This window comes from Rehaibacterium terrae (genome assembly GCF_014202935.1).
Taxonomy (GTDB): Bacteria; Pseudomonadota; Gammaproteobacteria; order Xanthomonadales; family Xanthomonadaceae; genus Rehaibacterium; species Rehaibacterium terrae.
Genome location: NZ_JACHHX010000019.1, coordinates 29,785 through 51,122, shown reverse-complemented (window position 1 = coordinate 51,122; position 21,338 = coordinate 29,785). Strand labels below are relative to the sequence as shown.

Sequence of the window (21,338 nt, the reverse complement as noted above, 5' to 3'; positions counted from 1 at the left end):
GGTCAACCTCCCGAGAGGGCCTGCATGACGTGGATTTCGGACTGCGCGTGCAGCGGCTGGGCGAGCCGCGCCTTGTCGCGGATGGCATGGCCGTCGACGAACACGGCGACGTGTCGGCGCACCACGCCCTGGTCGTCGAGGACGTAGCCGCGCAGTTTCGGGTGGGCGGCGAACACGCGCTCGAGCGCCTCGCCGACGGTGGCGGCCTCGATCTCGAAGGCCAACTCGCGCGTGGCGCGCGCGTCGGCCTCGCGCAGCCAGCGCGACAGTGCCGAGGCAAGCACGACCTTGGGCATGGCGACCTCCGGGCGGGGCGATGCGGTGTCCGGGCAGGGTAGCGCGGTGGCAGTGCGGGCGTCACCGCCGCCCGCCCGGGTGCGTCTGGCCGGCGCAGTTGGTTCGTGCGTTCAAGAGCTGGCCCCAGGCGCAGCCATCCCGCCTGTCCTTCGGCTTCACGCCGTTACGCACATGACGAACGGGGAGGGCGGATTTCGACCCTCGCGCGTCGAGGCGCGTGCGAACCGACGCACGGCACCGCGCTGCGCTGGTGGGCGCGGCGCGGCGGCGGTAGGCTGGCGGCGATGGCAGACAGGGAGCAGGCGCATGGGCGATCCGGGATCGGCGAAATCCATGGCGGGTGGCGACGGCACGCTGGTGATGGGCGTGCTGGCGCGGCTCGGCGGCGTGCTGATCGGGCTGTTCTCGGTGTTCGGCGCTCTGTTCGTCGGGGTGGTCACGCCGGCGATGCTGGCCGGGGCCTGCGCACTGGTGGCGGCGGTACTGCCTGCCCGGCCGCGGCGCGGCGCGACGGCGATGCTGGGGCTGGCGCTGCTCGGGCTGGCCTTCCAACTCGGCGACGTGGCGGTCTACTACCTGCGGTATGCCATCCCCGGCAACTATTACGCCTGGCCGCTTGCGGCACTTGACTTCGGCGTGCTGTGGATGCTGGCCGCGTATGCGGCGCGGATGCGCCGGCGCTGAGGGCCGCGTGGTTCAGCGGCGCGGGTCGGAGGAATCGCTGCTGACGCTGTAGGCGGCGATCCGCCATTCGCCGCCGTCGCCGCGCGTCCACACCAGCAGGTACTTGCCGGTGAAGGCGCTGCCGCCTTGCGGGCTGGCGAATTCGTTGACGACACCGCCGCCGGTATAGGCGAGGTCGCCGCCGGCGCCGATGCGCAGCAGGGTGGGCGAGGCGCGGGACTCGCGCAGGAATCCGAACAGGTGGCCGTAGAAGCGGGCGATCGCCTCGCGGCCGGCGATCGGCGGCATGCCGGCGACGTGCAGCACCGCGTCGTCGGCGAACAGCGCCAGGGTCGCATCGAGGTCGCGCGCCGAGAGCGCGGCGAAGAAGTCAGTCTGCCGCTGCAGCAGTTGCGCCTGCGCTTGGTCGGCGCGCGCCGCGTCGGCGACGGCATGCGGGCCGCGCGCGGCACAGGCGGTGGCCAGCAGCGCGAGTGCGAGAACGGTGGCGAGTGCGGCCCTCATCGACCGCTCCGCGCCAGGCCGTGCCCGCCCAGCGGCTGCGTCTCGAAGCGCTCGCCGAAGCCGGCGATCAGCGGGCGGCCCCGGGCGATGGCCTGCTGCACGGCCGGCAGCGCCAGCGAGGCGGTGTGGTGCTCGCGGCTTTCCCAGACTTCGGTGATCCACAGCGCATCGGCATCGGCGGGGTCGCGGGCGATCACGTAGCTCAGGCAGCCGGGCATGTCGGCGGTGCCTTCGAGCAGGATCGCCGCCAGCGCGTCGCGCTGGCCGGGGGTGGCCTTCATCTTGCCGATCAGTCCATGCATGCGTGGGGGCTCCTTGGGGTTGGCGTCGGGTTGACGGCCGACAGTCGAGGCAAGCGCGGCGACGGCGATCAGGAGGAAGTCGCGACGGTCGAGGCTCATGCGTGTGTCGATCGGGCCGGGACGACAGGTTGCAGGGTCATTGTCCAATACTGCCCAGTCAACTCGGCGCCGTAGCTGTGGTGTTTCTCCTCGCGCTCGAGCACGAAGCCGGCGCGCTCGTAGATGTGCCGCGCGGCGTGCAGCACACTGTTGGTCCACAGCATGATCGAGCGGTAGCCGCAGACGCGGGCGAACTGGATGCACTCGTCCACCAGCCGCTTGCCCAGCCCGAGGCCGCGCGCGTGCGGCTCGACCAGCAGCAGGCGCAGTTGGGCGGTGCTGGCGTCCTTTTCGACCAGGAACACGCAGCCGAGGAATTCGCCGTCGCGTTCGGCGATCCAGCAGCGCTCGCGGTGCGGCTTGAAGTTGTCCACGAAGTCGGCGGCGATGCGCGCCACCAGCGCCTCGAAGCGCTCGTCCCAGCCGTACTCCTGCGAATAGATCACGCCGTGACGATGGGCGATCCAGCCCATGTCGCCAGGGCAGTGACCGCGCAGGATGTAGTCGCGCGGGCGCTGTTCCGGTGCGAGGGTGGCGCGGATCGTCTGCATGGCGCCGGTGAGGCGGGCGAGGCCGGCGCCGTCGAGCGCGGCGATCAGCTCGCCGATCTTCGCGCTCGAGCGCCGGTCGAGCTGTTCGTAGACGGCGCGGCCCGCCTTGCTCAGCCGGATCAGCCGGCTGCGGCCGTCGTGCGGCGAGGCCACCCGGGCGATCAGACGGCGGCGGGCGAAGCGGGCCAGCAGGCGGCTGACGTAGCCGGGGTCGAGCGCCAGGTCGCGCGCCAGGTCGGCGGCGGTGACCTCGTCGCGGTGCGCCAGCTCGTACATCACCCGCACCTCGGTCAGCGAGTACTCGCTGGCCAGCAGGCCTTCCTCCAGCACGCCGATGACCTGGGTGTAGAAGCGGTTGAAGGCGCGGATGTCGGCGATGGCGGCGGCGCGGTCGGTGTCGGTCATGGGGCGGTGCTCCTGGCGATATGGTTGCCATAGTCAATTAAATGGTTGACTTGGTCAATCATGTGCCGGGAATCGTTGCGGCGTAAGCCGTGACCGCGAGCGCCACGGCATGAGTGAAGAGGAGTGAGAAACGAGGGAGTGCATCGACTGGCCGACAGCCTGGTCGTCCTCTGACTCCTCTTCACTCGTTTCTGGCCACTGCGGTCGCGGCCGATGCCGTGTCTGCGGGAGGGAGCGGGCCTCAGGTGCCGGTTTCGGCGTCCGGACCGGCGCCGGCGGCGGCGCGGCGCAGGCGGTCGTGCACGGCGAGCCAGCGCGGGTCGTCGGGCGGGCGCTCGACCAGCAGCCGCGCGGCGCCGCTGGCGTCGAGTTCGCGCAGGGCGGCGTAGAGGCCGTGCGCGTAGCCGTCGGGATGGGCGGGCAGGGCGAGGCCATGCGCGCCCTCGGGCACGGTGGCGAGCGCCAGCACGCGGCCGTCGCGGCCGGCGGTGGTGAGCTCGGCGCGGCTGACCAGGCGCAGCGGGGTGCGTGGGGCGTAGTGTTTCTCCAGCGTGCCGGAGGCGCGCGGCGCGTCGTCGTCGCCCTCGCCGTTCTCGCCGAGCGGGCCGATCACCGCCTCGACGGCGGCGCGGCCGATCATGCCGGGGCGCAGGATGCGTGGCCTGCGGGCGCTGAGGTCGACGATGGTGCTCTCGATGCCGACCTCGCACTCGCCACCGTCGAGCACGATCGGCACGGCGTCGCCGAATTCCTCGCGCACGTGCCCGGCGCGGGTCGGGCTGATGCGGCCGAAGCGGTTGGCCGAGGGCGCGGCCAGTCCGCCGCCGAACGATTGCAGCACGGCTTGCGCGAGTGGGTGCGCGGGCACGCGCAGACCGACCGTGTCCTGGCCGCCGGTGACCTCGTCGGGCACGCGCGGCTGGCGCTTGAGGATGAGGGTGAGCGGGCCGGGCCAGAAGCGCTGGGCCAGCTCCCAGGCGGCGTCGGGGATGTCGCGCGCCCAGGCCGGCATGGCCTCGACGTCGGGCAGATGGACGATCAGCGGGTGGTCGGCGGGCCGGCCCTTGAGGGCGAAGATCCGCCGTACCGCCTCGGGGTTGGCGGCGTCGGCGGCCAGGCCGTAGACGGTTTCGGTGGGCAGGCCGATGGCCTCGCCGCGGCGCAGGGCGGCCACGGCCTGGTCGATGTCGGCGGGGCTGGGGCGGCGGTTCGGCATGCGCCAATGCTAGAGCATCGGCGGCGGATCCGCCGCGCGTTGCGCTTCTGCAGGAGCGGCGGAAGCCGCGACCGCGAGAGCCAAGGAATGAGTGAAGAGGAGTGAGAAACGAGGGAAAGCATCGGCTGGCCGCAGCCTTGTCGTTCTCTCACTCCTCACTCCTCCTTCACTCGTTTCTCGCCACAGCGGTCGCGGCTGAAGCCGCTCCTGCAAAAGCGCGGCGGCCGGGGAGGCCGCCGCGGTGAGCGTCCGTCGCCGGGCTCAGTACACGTCGTTGACCGTGTTGTGGACGTTGAACTTGCCGGTCGGCGTGATCAGGCGCGGATCCTTGATGACGGCCTTGAGCGTGCGGGTCTTGTCGTCGACCACCACGATGGCCGAGCGCTGGTCCTTGCCGTTCCACACCGAGAACCACACCTCGTCGCCGGCCTTGTTGTACTCGGGCTGGACCACGCGCTTGGGGCCTTCGCCGAGGTCGGCCCAGTCGGCGATCGGCAGCACCTGGTAGCCCTTGCCGAGGTCGCGGATGTCGAACACGGCCACGCTCTGGGCGATCTTCTCGTCCGGATGCAGCGGCGTGTCCACCCACAGGTTGTGCGACTTGGGATGGGTCTTGACGAACAGCGAGCCGCCGCCCTGGCCCTGCAGCACTTCCACCGCCTTCCACGCATATTGCGGGTGGTTTTCCGGGTCGGTGCCGATCAGGGTGATGTTGGCGTTGCCGAGCGCCGAGGTTGCCCACACCGGGCCGTACTCGGGATGGTGGAAGTTGGCGCCGCGTCCGGGGTGCGGGATGCGCTCGACGTCGATCAGGCCGACCATCTTCTGCTCGCGCGCGTCCACCACCGCGATCTTGTCGCTCTGGTTGGCGGCGGTCAGGAAGTAGCGCTTGCTCATGTCCCAGCCACCGTCGTGCAGGTAGCGCGCGGCGTCGAGCGTGGTGACCTTGAGGTTGTCGATGTCGGAGTAGTCCACCAGCAGGATGCGGCCGGTCTCCTTGACGTTGACGATGAACTCCGGGTGCTCGTGGCTGGCGACGATCGCGGCCACGCGCGGTTCGGGGTGGTACTCCTGCGTGTCCACCGTCATGCCGCGGGTGGAGACGATCTTGATCGGCTCCAGCGTCGGGCCGTCCATCAGCACATACTGCGGCGGCCAGTAGGCGCCGGCGATGGCGACCTTGTCCTCGTAGCCCTTGAACTTGGAGGTCTCGACCGAACGCGCCTCCAGGCCGATCTTGATCTCGGCGACGCGGTCGGGAACCTTCATCCACAGGTCGATCAGGTCGACCTTGCCGTCGCGGCCGATGGTGTAGACGTAGCGGCCCGAATGCGACAGCCGCGAGATGTGCACCGCGTAGCCGGTCTTGACGATGTTGATGATCTTCTTGCTGCGGCCGTCGATCAGTGCCACTTCACCCGAATCGCGCAGGGTGACCGAGAAGATGTCGTCGATGTCGTAATCGTTCATCTTGCGGGTCGGGCGCTGGTCGACCGGCACGATCACCTTCCAGCTCTCGCGCATTTCCTTCATGCCCCACTCCGGCGGGTTCGGCGGGGTGTGCTGCAGGAACTTCGCCATCAGTTCGATCTGCGGCGCGGTCAGCTCGCCGCCGGTACCGAAGTTGGGCATGCCCGCCGGCGAGCCGAAATTGATCAGCGCCTTGAGGTACTCGGTGCCCTTGGCCTGGGTGAGGTCGGGCGTGAGCGGCTTGCCGGTGGCGCCCTTGCGCAGCACGCCATGGCAGCCGGCGCAACGCTGGAAGAAGATGTCGGTGGCCTCGGCGAATTCGGCCTCGGTCATGTCCGGTGCGCCGGGCGTGCGGACCTGCGCGAGCGCGGCGCCGGCGATGGGCGAGGGCGCCCCCTGGTAGGCGGCCTCGGCCTGGCTGGTGCCAGGATGGGCCTGGCCCTGGGCCGGATCGGTCGGCGCGCCGGTGCCGCGGCGCACGGCGGCGACCTGCTCGGCGCTCACGGTGCGGCCATCGTTGCCCCAGCTGCCGTAGATGTAGGTGAGGATCGCCGCCACGTCGGCGTCGCCGAGATGGCTCATCGCCGGCATCACGCCGTTGTAGGTGTCGCCGTTGACCTGGATCGGACCGGACACGCCCTTGAGGACGACCTCGATCGCCTGCTCGGTGGTCATGCCGTTGAGCCGGTCGGCGCCGGCCAGCGGCGGAAAGGCACCCTTCAGGCCGGTGCCCTCGGGCTGGTGGCAGGCGGCGCAATTGGCCAGGTAGGCGGCCTTGCCGGCCTCCCCGCCGAGTTTCGGCGGGCGTTCGTTCACCACATCGTTGCCGCAGGCCGTGCCGGTCGCGAGCACTACGAGCAATGCACTGGCGAGTCTGCTGATGCGCATGGTGCTACCCCCATCGTGTGAGAAGCCTTCCCCGCGGCGCCGACGACGGCCGGGCGGGATGCGTTCAGGCTGCGCCTGCGTCACGGCCTGCGGGCTGATCCAGATCAAGTCCCGCGACGATCGTGCCCGCATGTGCGCCTGCGCCTGATCCAGGTCAGGTCCGCCGTCTCCGGTGCCCGGCGGGATGACCCGGATCAAGTTCCGGCGGGCCGCGATCGCCCAGCATGCACGCCATCCCGACCGATTCGTCACGGAGCACAGAATGGTCATCCAAACGCGCTCTCCCTCTTCCCGCGGGCTGGCCTGGGGCATCGCCCTGGCGCTGGGCCTGCCCGCCGCCGTGCTCGCCGACGATGCCGCCGTGCGGCTGGATACCATCGTGGTGGTCGCCAGCCGCGCGCCCGAGCCGCTGGCGCAGGTGCAGGCCAGCGTTGCCGTGATCGAGCGCGAGCGGATCGAGCGCGAACTGGCGCAGGACATCGCCGACCTGGTGCGCTACGTGCCCGGCGTGCGCATCGACGCCGACGCCAACCGTTTCGGCCGCCAGGGGTTCGCGATCCGCGGCCTCGGCGGCAACCGCGTGCGGGTGGAGATCGACGGCGTGCCGATTCCGGATGCCTTCGCGGTCGGCCAGTTCGCTTCGGCCGGGCGCGATCTGGTCGATCTGGAGGCGATCGAGCGGGTGGAAATCCTGCGCGGGCCCGCCTCGACCCTGTACGGCAGCGATGCCCTGGCCGGCATCGTCGCCTTCCGCACGCGCTCGCCGGAGGACCTGCTCGCGCGCGGCGACGGTGAGCGTCATCTCGGCCTGCGCGCGGCCCATGCCACGCGCGACGACAGCACCCTGCTCGGCGCGAGCTGGGCCGGCGCCTCGGCCAACGGCTGGCAGGCGATGGCGCTGGCCGCGCGGCGCGAGGGCCACGAAACCGGCAACCGCGCCTGGCGAGAACAGGACGCGCCCAACCCCGCCGACTACCGTCGCGACAGCGCGCTCGCCAAGCTCGTGCGCGACGCCGGCGACTACGGCCGCTGGACGTTCGTGCTCGACCACAGCGCCCAGCAACAGCAGACCGACGTGCGCTCGCAGCGCTTCGCGCCGGGCCGCTTCGCCACCACCTGGCGGCTGGATGCCGACGATCGCGCGCGGCGCGACCGCCTCAGTGCGCACGGCGAGTGGGAGGCGCCGCTGCCGTGGCTGGGACGGCTGGAGCTGCTCGCCTACGGCCAGCGCAGCGAGTTCCGGCAGGACAGCTTCCAGTACCGCCTGCCCGATCGCGCCACGCCGTTCGAGTCGCTGCGCTGGCGGCGCTTCGAATTCGCCCAGCGCGAGGCCGGCCTCGATCTGGTCGGCCAGTCGCGCGGCGAATTCCTCGGCGCGCGCCACTGGCAGGTGTTCGGCGTCGAGCTCGAACGCACCCGCTACAGCGGCCTGCGCGACGGCATCGAAACCAACCTCGTCAACGGCGCCACCAGCACGGTGATCCTCGGCGAGCGCTTCCCGGTGCGCGACTTCCCCGATTCGCTGGCGCATCGCGCCGCGCTGTTCTGGCAGGACGAGATCCGCTACGGCGACGTCGCGATCGTGCCGGGGCTGCGCTGGGAGCGTTACCGGCTCAAGGCCCGTCCCGACGCGATCTTCGTCGAGGATTACCCCGACATCGAAACGGTCGATGTCGGCGAGGACAGTGTCACCCCGCGCCTGGGACTGCGCTGGTCGCTGTCGCCGCGTGCCAGCCTGTTCGCGCAGTACGCGCGCGGCTTCCGCGCGCCGCCGTTCTCTGACGTCAACATCGGCCTGTTCCTGCCCAGCTTCAACTACGAGGTGCGGCCCAATCCCGATCTCCGGCCCGAGACCAGTCGCGGGCTGGAAGCCGGCCTGCGCTGGCAGGATGAGGTGGTGCAGGCGGCCTTGTCGGTGTACGAGAACCGCTACCGCGACCTGATCGAGTCGCGCGCCAACCTCGGCGTCGATCCCGCCAGCGGCGCGCTGGTGTTCCAGTCGGTGAACCGCGACCGCGCGCGCATCCGCGGCATCGAGGCCGAGGCCGGCATCGACTTCGGCGCGTGGCGCGCATCGCTCGACGGCTGGCGGCTGCGCGTCAGCGCCGCGTGGAGCCGTGGCGACGACACCGCCCGCGACGTGCCGCTCAACAGCATCGACCCGGCCAGCCTTGTGCTGGGCCTGGGTTACGACGCCCGCGACGGCCGCTGGGGCGTGGAGCTGGTCGGCACCGGCGTGCGCGCCAAGACGCGCCTGGACGAGCGCGCCGGGCCGCTGTTCGCGCCGCCCGGCCACGCCAGCTTCGACCTGCTCGGCTGGTACGCGCCGCACGAGCGCGTGCGGATCCACCTCGGCCTGTTCAACCTCGCCGACCGCCGCTACTGGGACTGGGGCAGCCTGCGCGGCATCGCCGCGAACGCGGCCAACCTCGGCTTCTACACGCGGCCGGGGCGCAGCGCTTCGCTGTCCATCGACGTGGCGTTCTAGCCCACTCCCGGATTGCGCTTCGCTGCATCGGGCGGCGCGCTTCGACGGCGGGGCGGATCGTGCGCGGAGCGCACGCTGCTCAGGCTGTCGTGCATGGGTGGCGTACAGCGCGTAGCCCGGATGCAGGCCGCAGGCCGGAATCCGGGGGGGGGGGGGGGGCGGTCACTGCCGTCGTCCCGGATCGAGCCTTGCGCCATCGTGACTGCATGGCCATGTGGCCGTGTCCCGCATCCTCGCCACGGACATTTCCCCAAGGCAGTCATGGGCGCAAGCCGCGATGACGGCGCAAGCGGATGACTCGTGTGGCCGGACCGCGAGTCGATGCCGCGCGGGTCGACGGATCGGATTGCAATTGACGCCGGTCAAGTCGGTCCGCGCCCGAAGCCCGGATACTGCATCCGTCGCGCGCGGCTCGCCGTGCGCGTCCTCCGAGCCACGGTGCCTAAGTCCTGCGTGGATACGGCGCCGCGGCCGTGGCCTTCGGGCCACCAGGGTCGGCGCGGAAACGCACCGGCCTCCCGTTCTGGAAAGGAAGAAAAATGACTTTGCTCGCCGACCGCCACGGTCGCACCTTCCCCTACCTGCGCCTGTCGCTGACCGAGGCTTGCAACTACCGTTGCAGTTACTGCCTGCCGGACGGCTGGCGCGCCGACGGCGGGCCGCGCTTCCTGGATGCCGACGAGGTGCGGCGGCTGGTGTCCGCGTTCGCCGGGCTGGGGATGTGGAAGATCCGCCTGACCGGTGGCGAGCCGAGCCTGCGCAAGGACCTGACCGCGATCATCGCCACCGTCGCCGCCACGCCGGGCGTGCGCAAGATCGCGCTGACCACCAACGGCTGCCGGCTGTCGCGCCACTTGCCGCGCTGGCGCGCGGCCGGGTTGACCGCGCTCAACGTCAGCCTCGACAGCCTCGACCGCGAACGCTTCCGCGCCATCACCGGCCGCGACCGTCACGACGACGTGCTGGCCGGCGTCGATCAGGCGCTGGCGATGGGCTTCGACGCGGTCAAGCTCAACGCCGTGCTGCTGCGCGGCATCAACGACGACGAACTGCCGCGCTGGCTCGACTGGCTGCGCGATCGGCCGCTGGCGCTGCGCTTCATCGAGCTGATGCGCACCGGCGACAACGGCGAATACTTCGAGCGCCATCACCTCGGCGCCGACGTGATCGAAGACAGGCTGCGCGCCGCCGGCTGGACGCCGTGCCCGCGCGCCCCCGATGCCGGCCCGGCGCGCGAGTATTCGCATCCTGACTACGCCGGGCGGATCGGCCTGATCGCGCCGTACTCCAAGGATTTCTGCGTCGGCTGCAACCGCCTGCGCGTCACCGCGCGCGGCGACCTGCGGCTGTGCCTGTTCGGCGACTTCGGCGTGCCGCTGCGCCCGCTGCTGCGCGAGGACGGCCAGCGCGACGAGCTCATGCAGCGCATCCGTGCGCTGCTCGGACACAAGGCCGCCGGCCATTTCCTGCACGAGGGAAAGACCGGCATCACGCCGCATCTGGCATCGGTGGGAGGTTGAGATGGACGGGACGCGCCAGCCAGTCGGTCGCTTCCGCATGGCCGACGTGCGCCACAAGCGCGCAGTGCCGCGCCGCGCGGTGGCGCGCGGCACGCTGCACCTGGGCATGGATGCCTTCGTACTGCTGGCCGCCGGCCGCTTGCCCAAGGGCGACGCGCTGGCGCTGGCCGAGGTGGCCGGCGTCAACGGCGCCAAGCAGGCGGCGTGGCTGCTGCCGTTGTGCCATCCGCTGCCGCTGGAGCTGGTGCGGGTTCACTGCGAACTTGATGCCACCGGCCCGGCCGTGCACGTGTATTGCGAGGTCGCGGTCGAGGCCAGGACCGGGGTCGAGATGGAGGCGCTGGCCGGCGTCAGTGCCGCGCTGCTGACGCTGTACGACCTGATCAAGCCGGTCGATCCGGCGCTGGCGCTGGGCGAGACGCGCCTGCTGTTCAAGGAGGGCGGCAAGTCCGGTCTGTGGCGGCATCCGGCCGGGATGACCGCGGATGAGGAAGCGCGCTTCAAGCCGCGTGCTGCCGCGCGGCTGGACGGCAAGCGCGCCGCGGTCGCCACGCTCAGCGACCGCGCCCATGCCGGGCAGTACGACGACCGCTCCGGCCCGCTGCTGGTCGCGGCGCTGGCCGGACTCGGTGCGGACGTCCTCGCCCGCGAGGTGCTGCCCGACGATGGTGCGGTGCTGCAGGCGCGACTGCGGGCGTGGATCGACGACGGCATCGACCTGGTGCTGTGCACCGGCGGCACCGGCCTGGGGGCGCGCGACATCACTCCCGAGGCGCTGGCCGCGCTCGGTGGCCGCACGATCGACGGACTGGGCGACTTGTTCCGCGACGCCAGCGCCGCATACACGCCGCTGGCCTGGCTGAGCCGCGCCACGGCAGTGCTGTGCCGGCGCACCCTGATCCTTGCGCTGCCGGGCAGTCCGAAGGCGGTGCGCGAGGGCATGGAGATCCTCGCCCCGATCCTTCCCCATGCGCTGGCGATGATCGCCGGCGAGGAGCATCCCGCATGATCGCCGTCGATGAAGCCATCGCCCGGATCGTCGCACGCAGCCGCACGCTGGCCGTGGAGACGGTGCCGGCCGGCCAGGCGCTCGGTCGCGTGCTGGCCGCAGACGTGCTGGCCGACGTCGCCCTGCCGCCGTTCGACAACGCCGCGATGGATGGCTTCGCGCTCGCCTGCGGCGGTGGGGTGCTGGCGGCCGGGCGCGAGTTCGAGGTGGTCGGCGTGCGTGCGGCCGGCGATGCACGGATTGCGTGCGGCGACGTGTGCCGGATCATGACCGGCGCGGCACTGCCGGCCGGCCTGGATGCGGTGGTTCCGGTCGAGCAGGTCGAGGTGCTGGCGCGCGATCCGGACGGCGCGCCGGTGCGCATCCGCCTGAACGAGGCGGTGTCACCGGGCCAGCACGTGCGCCGCGCCGGCGAGGACGTGACGCCCGGCGCCCGCGTGCTGTCCGCCGGCACCCGCATCGGCGCGGTCGAGCGCCTGGCGCTGGCCGCGCTCGGCGTCGGCGTGGTCGGCGTGCGCCGGCGCCCGCGGGTGATGGTGATCAGCACCGGGCGCGAGCTGGTCGACGATCCGGCGCAGCCGCTGGCGCCCGGCCGCATCCGCAACGCCAACGGGCCGTATCTGGCCGCGGCGCTGGCGCAGTCCGGTGCGGAGCTGGTGGGCCAGGTCACCATCCTGGACGACCCCGGGCACTATCTGGCGACCCTGCAGGCGGGCATGGCGACCGGTTGCGATGTGGTGATCAGCACCGGCGCGGTGTCGATGGGCGAGTTCGACTTCGTGCCCGACGCGCTGGCGCGGATCGGCGCCGAGCCGGTGTTCCACAAGGTGGCCATGCGGCCGGGCAAGCCGCTGCTGTTCGCGGTGCTGCCCGGCGGCGCGCTGTACTTCGGCCTGCCGGGCAATCCGGTGTCGGCGGCGGTGGGCCTGCGCTTCTTCGTCGAGCCGGCCTTGCGCGCCATGCTCGGCCGCCCGCGCGAACGACCGCTGCGCGTCCCGCTCGCCAACGCAGTGCGCAAGAAGCCCGGCTTCCGCCTGTTCCAGAAAGCCGCGCTGCGGATCGACCGCGACGGCCGCGCCGGCGTGACGCTGCTGCCCGGACAGGAATCCTTCCGCATCCGCCCGCTGCTCGACGCCAACGCCTGGGCGGTGCTGCCCGAGGACGCCGACCTGCTTCCCGCCGGTACGCCGGTGGAGGTCTTCGGCCTGCAGCCGGACACGCTCATCCCTTACGGAGACGACTGACATGAAAATCGACCTGCGCCTGTTCGGCGCTTTCCGCGACCTCGACCCGTCCGGCGTCGTACGGCTGGACGTGGCCGACGACGCCACCGTCGCCAGCGTGCGCGAGGCCTTCGCCGCGTTCGGGCTGCGTGCCTGGGGCGAGCGGTTCCAGCCCGGCCTGCTGGCGGTGTCGGCCTTCGCCAGCGAGCGCGAGGTGCTGCACGACCGCACGCCGGTCGCCGGGCTCGGCGAGCTGGCGGTGCTGCCACCGGTGAGCGGGGGCTGAGCATGCACGCCGACATCGTGTGGCGAGAACTGGACGTGCGCGACATCGCGCGGGAGCCGCTGGATGCGGCCGCCGCGCTGGACTTCGTCTCCGATCCCGCCTTCGGCGGCATCGCGATGTTCGTCGGCCGCGTGCGCGACCTCAACCACGGCCGCGCCGTGACCGGCGTCAGCTACGACATCTTCGCGCCGCTGGCGCTGGCCACCTTCGCGGCGATCTGCGAGGAGGCGCGCGCCAAGTGGGGGCCGCGCCTCCGCGTGCACGTCAGCCACGCCCATGGCCGGCTCGACATCGGCGACATCGCCGTGGTGGTCGCCGTCGGCACGCCGCATCGCGACGAGGCCTTCCAGGCCTGCCGGCACGTCATCGAGGCGGTGAAACACCGCGCGCCAATCTGGAAGCGCGAGCACTACGCCGACGGCGACAGCGTGTGGAGCCAGGGCTGTTCGCTGTGCGGGCGCGACGAGGCGGAGGCGACGGCATGAAGGTCCAGCTCGCCGACGGCAAGATCCGCCTGCGGCTGGACGAGGCCGAATTCGCGCGGCTGCTGGACGGCGCCTCGGTGTGCTGCCGCACGCCGCTGCCCGGTGCCGCCTGGGTGATCCGCGCCGATGCCGTCGATGGCGAGTGCTTCGCCGTCGAAGGCATGCCCGAATCGCTGGCCGTGCTGCTGCCGCGCGCGGTCCTGCTCGATTACCGGGAGCGGCTGCCATGCCGTGACGGCGTGGCCGGCGAGGTCGAAGTCGCCGCCGGGCAGCGGCTGAATATCGATTTCGAGGTGGACGTGCGCGACAGCGTGCGCGTGCGCGGCGCGCGGCGGCGGAGCGTGGAGTAGGGCACCCGGCGCGACGCAGCGGCCGCCGGCGCGCCGATGGCCGTCATCCCGGCTTTCGCCGGAACGACGAGTCTGTGATGCTCTTGCGCGATTCCCGATTCCCGATTCCCGATTCCCGGACCATGCGCCTGCTGTTGCTGCTGCTTTGCCTCGCCACGCCGGTTTCCGCGCAGACGCGGCCGCTGACGGTCGCCGCCGCCTCCGACCTGCGCCATGCGATGCAGGCGTTGCAGGTAGAGTACGCGCAGCGGCATCCGGACGAGCGGGTGCGCGTGGTCTACGGTTCGTCCGGCAAGTTCTCGGCGCAGATCGAGCACGGCGCGCCGTTCGACCTGTTCTTCTCCGCCGACGAGGCCTATCCGCAGCGTCTGCACGCGCGCGGTCACGCCGCCGGGGCGCCGCGCCGCTATGCGCTCGGGCGGCTGGTGGTGTGGGTGAGTGGCGACGACGCACCGCCGGCGTTGGCCGACCTTGCCGCACCGCGCTACGCGCGTATCGCCATCGCCAACCCGCTGCACGCCCCCTACGGCCAGCGCGCGGAGGAGGCGCTGCACCGCGCCGGACTGGCCACACTGCGACCACGGCTGGTGTTCGGCGAGAACGTCAGCCAGGCGGCGCAGATGGTACAGAGCGGCGCGGCCGACGCCGGCATCGTCGCGCTGGCGCTGATGTTCGGCGACGAATTGCGCGGACGCGGTGGCTACACGCTGGTCGAAGAATCGCTGCACGCGCCGCTGTGGCAGGCCTTCATCGTCACCCGCCGCGCCGCCGGCGACGCGCGTGCGGCGCGCTTTGCCGACTTCGTGCTGTCGGACGCGGGCCGTGCGGTGCTGGCGGCCCATGGCTTCGTGCTGCCGGACCGGGAGGATTGAGCACCATGCTGGCCCCACAGGACTGGCAGGCGATCGGCGTCACCCTGCGCCTGTGCCTGTGGACGACCGTCATCCTGCTGTTGCTCGGCACGCCGCTGGCGTGGTGGCTGGCGCACACGCGCAGCCGTTTCCGCGCCGCGGTGGAGGCGCTGGTGGCGCTGCCGCTGGTGCTGCCGCCGACCGTGCTCGGCTTCTACCTGCTGGTGGCGCTGGGGCCGCGCGGACCGGTCGGCGGTCTGCTGGAAACGCTCGGCGGCACGCATCTGGCCTTCAGCTTCAGCGGCATCCTGATCGGCTCGGTGCTGTACTCCCTGCCGTTCGCGGTGCAGCCTTTGCAGGACGGTTTCCGCGCCATCGGCCGGCAGCCGCTGGAGGTCGCCGCCACGCTCGGCGCCGGGCCGCTCGACCGCTTCTTCACCGTCGCCCTGCCGCTGGCGCGCGGCAGCGTGCTCACCGCGGCCACGCTCGCCTTCGCGCACACGATGGGCGAGTTCGGCGTGGTGCTGATGATCGGCGGCAGCATTCCCGGCGAGACCCAGGTGCTGTCGATCGCCATCTACGACGCCGCCGAGGCGCTCGACTATCGCCGCGCGCACATCCTGTCGGCGCTGCTGCTGGCGCTGTCGTTCGTCATCCTGTGGCTGGTGTTCGCGCGCCGCCGCCGCGTCGCCACGGTGGGCGCATGAGCCTGTCGGCGCGCATCGGGCATCGTGTCGGCGCGTTCACGCTGGCGGTGGACTTCGACCTGCCGGGCAGCGGCGTGACCGCGCTGTTCGGCCCGTCCGGCTGCGGCAAGACGCTCACCCTGCGCTGCCTGGCCGGCCTGGAACGGCCGCGGCGGGCGCGGATCGAATGGAACGGCGAGCTGTGGCAGGACGACGCCTTCCACCTGCCGCCGCACCGTCGCCGGGTCGGACTGGTGCCGCAGGAGCCGACGCTGTTCGCGCACCTGGACGTGCGCGGCAACCTCGCCTATGCGCTGTCGCGCTGCGCATCGCCCGCGCTCGGGCTGGACGAGGCGGCGCGGCTGGTCGGCATCGCCGATCTGCTCGACCGCCGCACCGACGCGCTCTCCGGCGGCCAGCGCCAGCGCGTCGCCATCGCCCGCGCGCTGCTCTCCCATCCGCGCCTGCTGCTGCTCGACGAACCGCTGTCGGCGCTCGACGACCCGGCCCGTCGCGGCATCGCGCTCGATCTGCGTCGGCTCGCGCGCGATCTCGGCCTGCCGATGATCCTGGTCAGCCACTCGGCCACCGAGGTCGAGCGCCTCGCCGACCGCGTCGTGCTGATGCGCGATGGGCGCAACGACGCGCCGCGCAGCCTGGCCGAGGCCGTGGCCGACCCCGATTCGCCACTGCATGCCGGGGCCGGGCCGGCCAGTGTGCTCGACGGCGTGCCGGCGGGCATCGAGGACGGCCTGCTCGCGGTCGCGCTCGGTGCGGATCGGCTGTGGCTGCCCTGGCACGGCGCCGCGCCACCGGCATCGCTGCGGTTGCGGATCATGGCCCGCGACGTCGCGCTCGGCCTGGCGCCGGCGCGCGATCTGAGCGTGCTCAACATCCTGCCGGTGACGATCGAATCGATGCACGACGGCGCCGACGCCACCGTGCTGGTCGCCTGTCGCAGCGGCAGCGGTGCGCGCCTGTTCGCCAGCATCACCCGCCGCGCCGCGACCATGCTGGGACTGGCGCCGGGCATGCGGGTGCATGCGCACCTCAAGGCGGTGGCCCTGCTCGATTGACTGCGGGGGGCAGACGCCGCCGGCCCGCAGGATCCCGGGCCGGCGTCCATGCAGCGGCCCGGGACAGTCCTCAGGTATGCCCGCGGTTCAGCAGGGATTCGCCGCCCCGCGGCGCGCGTACATCCACCAGTTCAAGGCCACATTGAAGGCGAAGAACGCGGCGAGGCCGTAGAAGATCGGCGTGGCCTTGCCAAAGCTCTCGAAGCTCCAGGCGAACAGCATGCCGAACAGGAACGGTCCGTAGGCCGCGATCGCCGCGGTGAACCCGATCACGCCACCGCCCCGGCGGGGATCGAACAGCATCGGCATCTGCTTGAAGGTGGAGGCATTGCCGACCCCGGCGAAGAAGAACAGGGCCAGCATGGCGGCGACGAACAGCGGGAAGCTGTCGAGCGACGTCGGCTGCGTGGTCAAGGCCACCAGCACGGCGCAGACGACCATGCCGAGCCCGGCCCAGTGGGTGACCCGGGCGCCGCCGAACTTGTCGCTGATCGGACCGGCGATGACCCGCGAGATCGAACCCACCAGCGGGCCGTAGAACGCCCAGGTGAGCGGGTCGGGCGCGCCCTCGAAACCGCCATAGACCTGGCGGATCAGCAGCGGGAACGTGGCTGCCAGGCCGGAGAAGCCACCGAAGGTCATGATGTAGAGCGAAGTCATCGACCAGGTGTGCCTGGAACCGAAGATGTCGAGCTGCTCGCGGAAATTGGCCTTGATCGGCACCGACTTCAGCATCAGCCAGGCGGTGATGCCGAACACGGCCACGAACGGGATCAGCACGGCCGGGGCGTTCTGCAGCCAGATCTGGCTCTCGACGCCGTTGCGCACCATGGTCTGGCTTTCGCCGAGGAACGCCGCGCCGCCAAGCAGGGCGAAGCCGATCACCCATGGGGTGACGAACTGCACGATCGACACGCCGAGATTGCCGATGCCGGCCTGGATGGCCAGCGCCGTGCCCTGCAGACGCTTGGGGAAGAACAGGCTGGTGGAAGGCATGAAGCTGGAGAAGTTGCCGCCTCCCAGGCCGGCCAGGAAGGCCAGCAGCATCAGCGCCCAGTAGGGTGTCGTCGGATCCTGTACGGCATAGAACCAGCCCACCAGCGGAATCAGCAGCGACAGGGTGGACAGGCTGACCACGTGCCGGGTGCCATAGATCGGGGTCAGGAACATGTGCACCAGGCGCAAGCTGCCACCGGCCAGACCCGGCATGGCAGCCAGCCAGAACAGCTGGCTGGGGGTGAACTGGAAGCCGATCTGCGGCAGCCGCACCACCAGCGCCGATACCAGGAACCAGGCCATGAAGGCCATGGTCAGGTTGAGCGTGGTGATGACCAGGGTCTTCCAGGCCAGCGCCGACCCGCCGTTGGCCCAGAACTGCGGGTTTTCCGGCTCCCAGCGTTCCAGCCAGGTGCCATGGGCCGTGGGTCCGGCCTTGTCATGGGTGGACATGAGTGCTCCTTCAGGGGTTGGATTTCAGGGGCAAGGCCGACTCGGTCGGGATTCCGGGCGCCGTCAGCTGCTCGAGGGCGGCACGCAACTCCTCCAGGCTGCGGAAGCGTGCGTTGAGTTGGTAGCCATCACCGCGTTCGGTCAGCTCGACCTTGCCTGGCAGCAGTCGGGCCAGGACGTCCTCGGCCTCCTTGCGCTGCCGCGCCTCCAGGGCAATGGCATGGTCGACCGAAGAGATGACGTACTCGTCACCGAACCCGCCCTCCGGCTCCTTCAGCCAGAAGTAGCAGGCCAGCCAGCTCAGGAAGGCGCCGGCGGCGATGATGAAGAAGAACTGCTGCGGGGTGACGAACATCAGCACGAACAGGTAGAACACCGCGCCCACGTTGCCGTAGGCGCCGGCCATGCCGGAGATCTGTCCGGTCAGGCGGCGTTTGATCGAGGGAACGATGCCGAAGGTGGCGCCTTCGGCCCCTTGGACGAAGAACGAGCACAGGATGGTGATCGCGATCGCCACGATCAGCGGCCAGCTGGAATCGAGCAGCCCCATCAGCGCAAAGCCGATGGCAATGCCGAGCATGTAGGCCATCATCACGAAGCGACGGTTGCCGAAGCGGTCCGACACCAGACCACCCATCGGCCGGGCGAACAGGTTGACGAAGGCGAAGGCCGAGGCGATCAGGCCGGCCGCCACGGCCGACAGTCCCCAGGTCTCCTGGAAGAACATCGGCAGCATCGAGACCACCGCCAGTTCGGCCCCAAAATTGGCGAAGTAAGTGGTGTTGAGGGCGGCGACCGACTTGAACGGATACCTGTCGTCCTCCGGGACGCCCCGGCGCAGGATCGGTACGTTGACCCGCAGCGCCTGGACGATCTGGTACAGCACCGCCACCGCGATGGCGAAGTAGCAGATCGCCGCGGTCAGGCCGTCGATGTAGCCCATCAACTGCACGCGATAGACCAGGATCGACAGGATGCCGGTCATCGGCACGATGAACAGGCACAGCAGGACCAGGTCCTTCCAGCTGGAAACCTCCAGCGCCGAGGCCTTGCGCGGCTTGCGGTGGGAGTCGGGACGGGGGCCGTCGGTGATTGCAAACCAATAGATCACGCCATACACCGCGATCACCACACCGGACGTGGCGATGGCCCAGCGCCAGCCATCGTCGCCACCGAACAGGTGCAGGGCGATGGTGGGCAGTGTCATGGCCGCGGCGGCCGAGCCGAAATTGCCCCAGCCGGCGGCGAAGCCTTCGGCAAAGCCGATGCTGCGCGGCGGGAACCACAGCGCCACCATGTGGATGGTGACCACGAACGAAGCACCGATCGAGCTCAGCACCAGGCGCGCCACGAACATCTGCGTCTTGGTCTCGCCGAAGGCGAAGGCCAGGGTCGGCAGCGCCATCAGCACCATCAGCACCGAGAACACCCGCCGTGGGCCGAACCGGTCCAGCGCCATGCCGACCAGAATCCGGGCCGGGATGGTGAGGGCAACGTTGGCAATGGCGAACAGCTTGAGGTCGTCGCGGCTCAGCCAGTCGACCGAGGCCAGCATCGAGGTGGCCAGCGGCGCCATGTTGAACCAGACGTAAAAGCACATGAAGAAGGCGATCCAGGTCAGGTGCAATGCCCGGATCTCCGGAGTTCTGAAGCGGAACAGGTCGCTGACTTGCATGGTCAACCTCTCGTCAGGGGCGCGCGGTGCCGATACCGCGGGCCCGGTATCGGGCCGGGTCAGGCGTCTTCGTCGTGGGTCGGCACGATCAGCAGCGGGCATTGCGCACGCCGCGCCAGGAACGCACTGACCGCCCCGAAAGTCATGTGGTTGAACTCCTCGACCAGCGCATTGAGCCGGCGGGAGACGAAGTTGCCGTCGGGCTTGTGGGAGTGGCGGGTCAGAACCAGCAAGTCCGGCTTGCGCTCGTCGGTGGCGCGCAAGATCATCTTGCGTGCATCCCCCTCGGCGATCAGCACCTTGACCGGAAAGCCGGCCGCCGAGAGCTCCTCGGCAGCCCGCTCGACACCGGCTTTCTGCTCCTGGTACTGCGCGCTGAACAACTCGTCCTCGACACCGGTCGCACTGCCTGGCTCCTCGATCACCGAGATCAGGGTCAGCGACGGCTTGAGCGGAGCGAACATCCGCTTGACCAGATCCACTGCGATGCGCGAATTGCGGGAGTGGTCGTAGGCGATCATGATTTCCATGGCACGCTCTCCAGGATTCAGTAGCGGTACTCGACACTGAGCCAGAGCTTGCGCACATCGCTGCCGAAGCCGTCGCTGCGGTAGTCGGCATACTTGGCGATGGCGTTCCATCCCTTGGCGAAAGGCCAGCTCAGCTGGACGTCGAGCTCATCGCCGTAATCAGCGCCGCCCCGGGCGGCCTCGAAGCGGTGCATGGCGATCAGATAGCGCATCGGTCCGAGCGGCCCATCGAATTTCAGGTGCAGATCCGACAGCCCGTCGGCCGGCGTCACCAGGAAGCGGTCTGCCCAGCCGTTGAAAGCGTGCGCGGTGGCCAGCGGGGTCTGGAATGCGCGGCGTCCGTTGCTGCCGAGCTGCTCATGCCCAAGACGCAGGCCGTGACCGGACAGGCGCAGGCCGAGTTCGAGCTGGTGATAGCCGACCGAGCCGTGTGCTGGCGCATCGCGCCAGCCGCGCTGCCGTGCGTACTCGCCGCCATACCACCATTCACGGCTGTCACCCCACGAGAAGCTGCGTTGGTGGCGCAAGCCGAGGCTGCGACTGGAGCTGGCCGGCAGGTCCTGGTTTTCGATCAGGTAGGCATAGCCGGTGAAGCTTCCCAGAGCGCCCTTCCAGCCCAGGTTGAGCAGGTGTGCATCCAGCTCGTGCTCGGCCAACAGCCGGTTGGGATGCTGGTTGCCGAACACCCGGTGGACCTTGTCCAGCCAGGCGTACTGCACGGTGACGTCGGGATTGACCTGATGACGGATGCTGATCGCATCGAAGGTCTGTTCGTTCTGGCGCCAGCCGACATTGCCGATGAAGCGCTGGTTGTCATAGCCAAGGCGCTGACGGCCAACCTGTACCAGCGTGCCGCCACCCGAATCCCAGCCGAGATAGGCCTGGTTCCACTCGCTGCCCTCGGGATCGGCCACCACCGGATAGCCGCTGCGGCCATTGGCGGTGGAGTTGTAGGCATTGTCGAGTGCCCGCACGTCCTCGGCCTCGACCAGGACGAAAAAGCCATTGACCGTGCCGCTGCGCCAGCCAAGACGGGTACGCAGTGTCAGTGCGCTGGCATCACGGGGGAAGGCGGCATCCTCGACGATCTCCGCGCGTAAACGCAGGTCGAGCAGCGGCTTGCCGTCCTCGAACAGCGGATTGGCCGAGGCAACCGATGGCAGGCCAAGCAACAGGCCGAGCGTCAGCGCGAGTGGACCTGGGCGCGTTTGGGTGGACATGGACATGGTCATGGTCCTTGCTTGAGGGAGATGCACTGCGGCCGATTGTTGGCCTGCGCTCAACGACTGGCATT

Annotated in this window: 21 protein-coding genes and 1 riboswitch; of the genes, 11 read left to right on the top strand and 10 right to left on the bottom strand. The window is 70.5% G+C overall.

Translation table 11 applies throughout. The annotated features are described in order from the left end of the window. Positions 1-2: 2 nt before the first annotated feature. Positions 3-296, bottom strand: coding sequence for a MoaD/ThiS family protein (locus HNQ58_RS11675; protein WP_183949104.1), 294 nt, complete (start codon positions 294-296; stop codon positions 3-5). A gap of 334 nt (positions 297-630) precedes the next feature. Between HNQ58_RS11675 and HNQ58_RS11670 the strand changes: the two genes are divergently transcribed. Beyond that, positions 631-981 carry a hypothetical protein gene (locus HNQ58_RS11670; protein WP_183949103.1) on the top strand — a complete coding sequence of 117 codons (351 nt, stop codon included), beginning with the start codon at positions 631-633 and terminating at the stop codon, positions 979-981. 12 nt (positions 982-993) lie between these two features. Here HNQ58_RS11670 and HNQ58_RS11665 read toward each other — a convergent pair whose 3' ends face one another. From HNQ58_RS11665 to HNQ58_RS11645, 5 genes are all read right to left on the bottom strand, one after another. Then, on the bottom strand, positions 994-1,485 hold the full coding sequence (locus tag HNQ58_RS11665) for a YybH family protein (RefSeq protein ID WP_183949102.1): 492 nt from the start codon (positions 1,483-1,485) through the stop codon (positions 994-996). Continuing rightward, positions 1,482-1,886 (bottom strand): putative quinol monooxygenase, encoded by a 405-nt coding sequence (locus HNQ58_RS11660; protein WP_246417323.1) that lies wholly within the window; start codon positions 1,884-1,886, stop codon positions 1,482-1,484. The genes HNQ58_RS11665 and HNQ58_RS11660 overlap by 4 nt, the downstream gene beginning before the upstream one ends. Then, entirely contained in the window at positions 1,883-2,842 is a 960-nt protein-coding gene (locus tag HNQ58_RS11655; protein WP_183949101.1) for a bifunctional helix-turn-helix transcriptional regulator/GNAT family N-acetyltransferase, read from the bottom strand. The genes HNQ58_RS11660 and HNQ58_RS11655 overlap by 4 nt, the downstream gene beginning before the upstream one ends. A gap of 241 nt (positions 2,843-3,083) precedes the next feature. After that, positions 3,084-4,058: an L-threonylcarbamoyladenylate synthase gene (locus tag HNQ58_RS11650; protein ID WP_183949100.1), complete on the bottom strand. Its 975-nt coding sequence runs from the start codon at positions 4,056-4,058 to the stop codon at positions 3,084-3,086. A gap of 261 nt (positions 4,059-4,319) precedes the next feature. After that, complete coding sequence (locus HNQ58_RS11645) at positions 4,320-6,416, bottom strand: cytochrome D1 domain-containing protein (protein ID WP_183949099.1); 2,097 nt, start codon at positions 6,414-6,416, stop codon at positions 4,320-4,322. Between the two features lie 262 nt (positions 6,417-6,678). Between HNQ58_RS11645 and HNQ58_RS11640 the strand changes: the two genes are divergently transcribed. The 10 genes from HNQ58_RS11640 to modC all read left to right on the top strand — a co-directional run bounded on the left by HNQ58_RS11640 (position 6,679) and on the right by modC (position 16,390). Then, complete coding sequence (locus HNQ58_RS11640) at positions 6,679-8,904, top strand: TonB-dependent hemoglobin/transferrin/lactoferrin family receptor (RefSeq protein WP_183949098.1); 2,226 nt, start codon at positions 6,679-6,681, stop codon at positions 8,902-8,904. A gap of 415 nt (positions 8,905-9,319) precedes the next feature. After that, a riboswitch (molybdenum cofactor riboswitch) is annotated at positions 9,320-9,454 on the top strand. Next, complete coding sequence (moaA, locus tag HNQ58_RS11635) at positions 9,444-10,424, top strand: GTP 3',8-cyclase MoaA (protein ID WP_183949097.1); 981 nt, start codon at positions 9,444-9,446, stop codon at positions 10,422-10,424. (Overlaps the previous riboswitch by 11 nt.) 1 nt (position 10,425) lies before the next feature. Beyond that, positions 10,426-11,433 (top strand): bifunctional molybdenum cofactor biosynthesis protein MoaC/MoaB, encoded by a 1,008-nt coding sequence (gene moaCB, locus HNQ58_RS11630; RefSeq protein WP_183949096.1) that lies wholly within the window; start codon positions 10,426-10,428, stop codon positions 11,431-11,433. Next, the gene (locus tag HNQ58_RS11625) at positions 11,430-12,677 is read left to right on the top strand and encodes a molybdopterin molybdotransferase MoeA (RefSeq protein WP_183949095.1); all 1,248 of its coding nucleotides are present in this window, start codon (positions 11,430-11,432) and stop codon (positions 12,675-12,677) included. Before moaCB ends, HNQ58_RS11625 begins: the two co-directional genes overlap by 4 nt. A gap of 1 nt (position 12,678) precedes the next feature. Next, entirely contained in the window at positions 12,679-12,942 is a 264-nt protein-coding gene (locus HNQ58_RS11620; protein ID WP_183949094.1) for a MoaD/ThiS family protein, read from the top strand. Positions 12,943-12,944: 2 nt separating this feature from the next. After that, positions 12,945-13,427: a molybdenum cofactor biosynthesis protein MoaE gene (locus HNQ58_RS11615; RefSeq protein WP_183949093.1), complete on the top strand. Its 483-nt coding sequence runs from the start codon at positions 12,945-12,947 to the stop codon at positions 13,425-13,427. Then, on the top strand, positions 13,424-13,777 hold the full coding sequence (locus HNQ58_RS11610; protein WP_183949092.1) for a hypothetical protein: 354 nt from the start codon (positions 13,424-13,426) through the stop codon (positions 13,775-13,777). The genes HNQ58_RS11615 and HNQ58_RS11610 overlap by 4 nt, the downstream gene beginning before the upstream one ends. A 122-nt stretch (positions 13,778-13,899) precedes the next feature. After that, complete coding sequence (gene modA / locus HNQ58_RS11605; RefSeq protein ID WP_183949091.1) at positions 13,900-14,649, top strand: molybdate ABC transporter substrate-binding protein; 750 nt, start codon at positions 13,900-13,902, stop codon at positions 14,647-14,649. A gap of 5 nt (positions 14,650-14,654) precedes the next feature. After that, complete coding sequence (gene modB / locus HNQ58_RS11600) at positions 14,655-15,335, top strand: molybdate ABC transporter permease subunit (RefSeq protein ID WP_183949090.1); 681 nt, start codon at positions 14,655-14,657, stop codon at positions 15,333-15,335. After that, positions 15,332-16,390 (top strand): molybdenum ABC transporter ATP-binding protein, encoded by a 1,059-nt coding sequence (modC, locus tag HNQ58_RS11595; protein ID WP_183949089.1) that lies wholly within the window; start codon positions 15,332-15,334, stop codon positions 16,388-16,390. Before modB ends, modC begins: the two co-directional genes overlap by 4 nt. An 87-nt stretch (positions 16,391-16,477) precedes the next feature. Here modC and HNQ58_RS11590 read toward each other — a convergent pair whose 3' ends face one another. From HNQ58_RS11590 to HNQ58_RS11575, 4 genes are read right to left on the bottom strand one after another with little or no spacing between them, the layout of a single operon-like run. Continuing rightward, positions 16,478-17,839, bottom strand: coding sequence for an MFS transporter (locus tag HNQ58_RS11590; RefSeq protein WP_183949088.1), 1,362 nt, complete (start codon positions 17,837-17,839; stop codon positions 16,478-16,480). 10 nt (positions 17,840-17,849) lie between these two features. Then, entirely contained in the window at positions 17,850-19,514 is a 1,665-nt protein-coding gene (locus HNQ58_RS11585; RefSeq protein WP_183949087.1) for an MFS transporter, read from the bottom strand. A 59-nt stretch (positions 19,515-19,573) separates the two neighbouring features. Beyond that, positions 19,574-20,044 carry a universal stress protein gene (locus tag HNQ58_RS11580; protein ID WP_183949086.1) on the bottom strand — a complete coding sequence of 157 codons (471 nt, stop codon included), beginning with the start codon at positions 20,042-20,044 and terminating at the stop codon, positions 19,574-19,576. 17 nt (positions 20,045-20,061) lie between these two features. Beyond that, positions 20,062-21,264 carry an alginate export family protein gene (locus HNQ58_RS11575; protein WP_183949085.1) on the bottom strand — a complete coding sequence of 401 codons (1,203 nt, stop codon included), beginning with the start codon at positions 21,262-21,264 and terminating at the stop codon, positions 20,062-20,064. Positions 21,265-21,338: the final 74 nt, after the last annotated feature.